Here is a 4,488-nt window from a genome sequence, read left to right on the forward strand (position 1 = left end):
TACACTCATATTTAATCCCTATATTTTCTATTTCAATTTTATCATTTTTGAAATAAGAAAACAAATTTTACTGGTTCAGTTTTAGGGGTTCATTATACTCTTTAGTAACTATGTAAAGTTGTTCGTGTTTGAGGCGTTTTAGTATATCCATAACAGTTACAAAGTCCTGAAATTTTGATTCTTTATCACTTCTAAGAACTATTGTTTGTTTCTTATCTACTTTAGATAATTTAGCTTCAAGACCTTTAGCATCTACTTTTTCTTTCTCGTAAAACATCTCACCTTTAGCATTTACATAAACGCTTATCTCTTTTTTAAGGTCTTCTTTTTTACTAGAACTTGCTTGGGGCAGTTCAACAGGGATAACACCTTGTTTTATAAATGTAGCTGTAGTTAAAACCATAACTAAAAGAACAAGCATAATATCTATAAAAGGAATAACGTTTATTTGATCAAATCTTTTTGGTTCTTTTTTATACCTAGGCATACTTTACTTCTCTTTTGTGTCTTGAATCACATCATATGAAGTTAAGAGTTTCTCTACTTTACGAAGTACTATTGTATACGCAACTATAGCAGGCATAGCAACTATAAGACCCATAGCAGTAGCTTTAAGTGCAAGAGCAAGACCCATCATTATCTTCTTTGCATCTACAGCACCTACGTCACCCATAGTATAAAATGTAATCATAATACCGACAACAGTTCCCAAAAGACCAATGTATGGAGCATTTGCACCAATAGCACTGATTACTCCGATATTATCTGTTAAGTCCATCTCTAGTACATCTCTGTGATTGTAGTCATCAAAACGAATGCTTTTGTAAAACATCATTCTCTCTATAAATAACCATAGAGTTACTATGCTCATAAGTACTAAAACTCCCATTACTCCGTAATCGACTGCTTCTTCTGCATATATTAAAAAGTTGTCTTGCATTCATTATCCTTAAATATTAGTAGTACTGTTGTTCCAGATCCAAGTTTAGAATTGAAATTCAGTTGTATTTTTTGTATGTCACAAAATCTTTTGACCATGCTAAGACCTATGCCAAAGCCCCGCATACTACCATTAGATTGATAACAGTTGTCAAATATTTTAATGATTTCTACTTCATCCATTCCTAGACCATAATCTTGAATATAGAGTTTATTATCATTTAATCTTATGTCACATAGATTGCTATTAGGTGAATATTTTATAGCATTGTCTATTAGATTGTCAATGACCTTTGCCAAGCCAGTTCTATCGCTGATTATCTCTGTATTTTCTAACTTCAAACTAAATTCTATATGAGGATAAATATGCAGCAAGAACTTGACTCTTTGTCTTAGTAATTCATCAAGCATAAATTTCTCTTTTATCTCATGGAGAGTCTGCTTTTTTATCATATAGTCTAGTTCGTTATATCTCTCTTTTAGCATAGAACATGCTGTTTCAATTCTAGAAATTCGTTTTAAATCTTTCTCATTTTCCATATTTTTTTTGAGCATATCTAGATTTGTAATGATAGTACTTATAGGAAGATTTAACTCATGAAGCGTCTCTTTAGATAGATTCTGTAGGTTAGAAACATGTTCTTGGAGAGGGTCGATAGAAAGTTTGGAAATCATAACTCCGCCAAGTATACTAAAACAAGTCATCACAATTGCTAGAAGAAAAATATTTTGAACTTCTACAACTGCTAAAAAGTAGTGAAGAGTTCCAAGAAATGCACTTACCGTTAAAAAGTAGTAGACAAAGATACTGATTCGTAGACTACGAAACAAGTTTGTACCCGATTCCACGAATATTTTCTATTGTCATCTGCGGAAGTAACTGTTTAATACGGTTTATATAAACGCGTATTGCTCCATCGCTTCCAGTTTGTGAGATATTCCAAAGCTCATCACTTATAAGCTCTTTTGGAACAGTATTATCAGCATGTTGCATTAGTAGTAAAAGAAGAGAATACTCTTTTCGTGATAGATTAAGTTCTTCTTTATTGTACAAAATACGCTTATGGACTTCATCATGGCATAAGCCTTTGACGCATGTATTATTGCTTGTTTTACATCTTCTTAGTAATGCTTGAAGTCTTAAGATAAGTTCATCACTGTCAAAAGGTTTTGTAATATAATCATCTGCACCACTTACAAATCCACGAGCAAGCATCTCTTTGTCTTTATGTGATGTTAGAAAGATAGTAGGAGTGGAGTCATTTGCATCTCGAAGTTCTTTTAAAACAGTGATTCCATCAATAAGAGGGACATTAATATCTAGGATATAAATATTAAACTTCTCATCAAAGGTAGCATCTATAGCGCTTTGCCCATTTGGGACATGAGTCACTTCGAAGTTATTTTCTTCTAAAAGGTCAACAAGAGTCTCTCCAAAAAGGAGATCATCTTCTAAAAGTAGTATTTTAGTCAACACTCTCTATCGCCCAGTTTATTGCTTGACCTGCGTACATTGGCACAACAGTTCCATATTTTTCAGGGATAACAAAAGTTCTTTTTTCTAAAGTTACTTCTTTAAATTCAGGACATATTCCATAGATACCTTGAGCATTATCACTAACAAAAGCTTGAAGATTATCAAGCTTATCGTACTGCTCAAATATCTCACATAGAAGTTGAAGTGCAATCGGTGCTGTAAATACACCCGCTGCACAGCCACAACTCTCTTTTTTATTTTGTGGATGAGGTGCTGAGTCTGAACCAAACATAACTTTAGGATGAGCTTCTAGCGCAACACTTAGAAGTGCATCTAAATCTTCTGGTCTCTTCGCGATAGGCTTACAAAAATTGTGAGGCATCATCATACCGCCAACAACATCATCAAGAGTAAGGAGAAGGTGATGAACTGTAATAGTCGCATAAAGATTATCAAATTTATCTAGCATATCTACAGCTTCTTTTGTAGTGATATGCTCCATAATAATTTTTAGATTTGGAAAATTAGTAGCTAGTAGTTCATAGATGCTCATAAACTCAGCTTCTCTATCCATAACAAAACCATCAGTCTCACCATGAACACAAAGAGGAATTTCTAACTCACTCATAGCTTCAAGAGTAGGGCGCATCTCCTCAATATCAAAAGATGAAACACCACCCTCAGAGTTAGTAGTGATTCCAGCAGGATAAAGTTTAATAGCAGTAATTTCTTCTGCTACGCTCTCTAGAAATTTTTTGTCATAATTTTTGTAAAAAAGAGTCATATAAGGCTCAAAATAGTCATTAGGAACTGCAGCCATAATTCTTTGCTTATATGCTTGAATGTCTTCTAGCGTTGACACAGGAGGAACAAGGTTAGGCATAACGATAGCTCCGCTGAAACTATAAGCAGTAAGTGGAGCAACGTTTTCAAGTATTACAGCATCTCTAAGGTGAAGGTGCATATCTAGAGGCATTAAAAGAGTGTGAGTTGTCATTTTTTTCCTTGATTTATATGAATAAATTATTGAAGTGATTATAGCTAAATAAGGTTTAAAAAGATGAAAATTATATAGCAATTAAGTTAGTAGTTAGTCTTACTCTAGTAGAATAAAGCAAAGAAAGTCTTCAAAATATACTTAATACTTAAAGGTAATGAATGAGAAAATATAGAATAAAGTCAGCAGTAGCCGTCCTATTTTTCATTGTCGGATGGCAGGCTAGTTTATTCTTTATTAATATTTCTAGGCCTCCTCTAACTCTTCTTGAAAAAATCAAAGAAAAAAAACGACTTGATGTTGTTATTCTTAATTCTCCTACTGTTTATTATGTTGGTCCATATAAAGAGCGTGGGTTTGAGTATGAACTGGTATCTGATTATGCAAATACTTTAGGTGTTGATCTGAATTTAACTGTTGTTTATACTGTTAGCGAAGCTCTTCAAAAGACTAGAGATGGTGTTGGAGATATAACTGTAGCATCTATAAACGAAACTCCAAGTAGGTCAATAGAGTTTATCTTTGGTCCTCAATATTACTCTACGCAAGAACAACTTATCTGTAATAGTGGAATGAAGAAGAAAAGAAGTGTTCCAAAGACTTTAGAAGATCTTGTAGGACTAAAAATTGTAGTAGGAAAAGATACTAGTTATGAATCCACAATGAGTGATCTTTCTCAAAATATATTAGGACTTGATTATAACGTAACAGATAAGTACTCTACAGAACAGCTACTAGAACTTACTCATCAAAAAAAGATTGACTGTACTCTTAGTAATTCAAATATATTTATGATTAATCAGCGTTATCATCCTGAACTAATTAAAACATTAACCCTTAGTAAGAAAAAAAATCTTGCATGGGTTTTGAGAAAGGGTGATAGCTCTGTAAATGATAGTTTATACAAGTGGTTAAATAATTTTGAACACTCTGGAAAGATGATAGAACTTAAAGATTTTTATTACTCATTTTTAGGAACATTTGATTATTACGATACAAGAGTATTTTATAATAGGATGAAAACTCGTCTTCCAAAGTATGAAAAGTATTTTAAAGAAGCGCAGAGAAAGTACAG

At 32.9% G+C, this 4,488-nt stretch carries 6 protein-coding genes; 1 reads left to right on the forward strand and 5 read right to left on the reverse strand.

Going from position 1 to position 4,488, the window contains the following annotated elements:
- Window positions 1-67: 67 nt before the first annotated feature.
- Genes exbD through pyrC form a run of 5 tightly spaced genes read right to left on the reverse strand, consistent with a single transcriptional unit; the run spans window position 68 to window position 3,413 of the window.
- On the reverse strand, window positions 68-487 hold the full coding sequence (gene exbD / locus QZZ48_RS14270) for a TonB system transport protein ExbD (protein WP_294966927.1): 420 nt from the start codon (window positions 485-487) through the stop codon (window positions 68-70).
- Window positions 488-490: 3 nt separating this feature from the next.
- Complete coding sequence (gene exbB / locus QZZ48_RS14275; RefSeq protein ID WP_294966928.1) at window positions 491-940, reverse strand: TonB-system energizer ExbB; 450 nt, start codon at window positions 938-940, stop codon at window positions 491-493.
- Window positions 922-1,770 carry a HAMP domain-containing sensor histidine kinase gene (locus QZZ48_RS14280; RefSeq protein ID WP_294966929.1) on the reverse strand — a complete coding sequence of 283 codons (849 nt, stop codon included), beginning with the start codon at window positions 1,768-1,770 and terminating at the stop codon, window positions 922-924. Before QZZ48_RS14280 ends, exbB begins: the two co-directional genes overlap by 19 nt.
- Window positions 1,760-2,416 (reverse strand): response regulator transcription factor, encoded by a 657-nt coding sequence (locus tag QZZ48_RS14285; protein WP_294966930.1) that lies wholly within the window; start codon window positions 2,414-2,416, stop codon window positions 1,760-1,762. Before QZZ48_RS14285 ends, QZZ48_RS14280 begins: the two co-directional genes overlap by 11 nt.
- Window positions 2,406-3,413 carry a dihydroorotase gene (gene pyrC / locus QZZ48_RS14290; RefSeq protein ID WP_294966931.1) on the reverse strand — a complete coding sequence of 336 codons (1,008 nt, stop codon included), beginning with the start codon at window positions 3,411-3,413 and terminating at the stop codon, window positions 2,406-2,408. Before pyrC ends, QZZ48_RS14285 begins: the two co-directional genes overlap by 11 nt.
- Window positions 3,414-3,574: 161 nt before the next feature.
- Between pyrC and QZZ48_RS14295 the strand changes: the two genes are divergently transcribed.
- The coding region (locus QZZ48_RS14295; protein ID WP_294966932.1) for a transporter substrate-binding domain-containing protein at window positions 3,575-4,488 on the forward strand (914 nt) is incomplete at its 3' end.

Origin of the sequence: Sulfurimonas sp., from assembly GCF_016744025.1 — a bacterium.
Lineage (GTDB): Bacteria > Campylobacterota > Campylobacteria > Campylobacterales > Sulfurimonadaceae > Sulfurimonas.